The organism is Acidisoma sp. 7E03, from assembly GCF_054665075.1.
In genome coordinates this window covers 1-932 of the sequence record NZ_BAAFHE010000054.1, presented here as the reverse complement: position 1 = coordinate 932, position 932 = coordinate 1, and the positions used below count along the sequence as shown (strand labels likewise).

The following is a 932-nucleotide window of genomic DNA, read 5'->3' as shown; positions in this document are numbered from 1 at the left end:
AGAGGCCATTTCGAATCGATAGATCAACGGGCCAGCCGTCGCAGCAGGATGACGGTGGCAGCGGCGTAGAGAAAGGCTTCGACGCTCTCGATCGTAGCCTCGAAGTCTTTTGCAAAACGTCTGTTCCGGTTGATCCAGGCGAAGAACCGCTCGACGACCCATCGCCGGGCAATGACAGCAAAGCCGACCTGGCTATCGGCCTTGCGCACCACCTGGATGCGGATAGGACTGGCTTTGGCCACACGGGGACCAGCGTATCCGCCATCGGCATAGCCCAATGCCACGAAGGGCCAGCTCGGACGTGAGGCCCGCAGCAGCGGCCCTGCACCGTCACGGTCTTGGATATCGGCGGCATGGGCCTGTAGCTTGAGCGCCCGACCGTCCGTGTCGACCATGGCGTGGCGCTTGCGGCCCTTGACCTTCTTGCCCGCATCGTAGCCACGGATACCGCCGCTTTCGGTCGTCTTGACGCTCTGACTGTCGATCACGGCGGCCGTCGGGCTTGCCTCACGACCAGCCCGCTCGCGGTCGAGCATCACCAGGTGGTGGTTGATCCGCTCCCACGTGCCGTCATCGCGGAACCGGGCAAACCAACGATAGACGGTGGACCACGGTGGGAAATCCTTGGGCAGCAGCCCCCATGCGATGCCGCCGCGCAGGACGTAGAAGATGGCATTGACGATCTCCCGCATCGCCCACTTCCGCGGACAGCCGCACGACCTCGGCGGAGGTAGGAACGGGGAGAGGATCCGCCATTCGGCGTCCGTCAGGTCACTTCCATAACGTAGCCCCGCGCGGCTATGCTGCGCGCGGGTGGTCGGCGTCCACATGAGGTCTCCGGCAAGGCTTCGAACACCTGCCCAGAATCACATCTGGCACGGCCATCCAACCCCTCGCTGAACACGTTCCGCGTTGATTCCGAAATGGCCTCT

The 932-nt window shown here is 63.7% G+C and carries 1 protein-coding gene; it reads right to left on the bottom strand.

Going from position 1 to position 932, the window contains the following annotated elements:
- Nucleotides 1–23: 23 nt before the first annotated feature.
- On the bottom strand, nt 24–830 hold the full coding sequence (locus ACYQ6W_RS22615) for an IS5 family transposase (protein ID WP_459678554.1): 807 nt from the start codon (nt 828–830) through the stop codon (nt 24–26).
- Nucleotides 831–932: the final 102 nt, after the last annotated feature.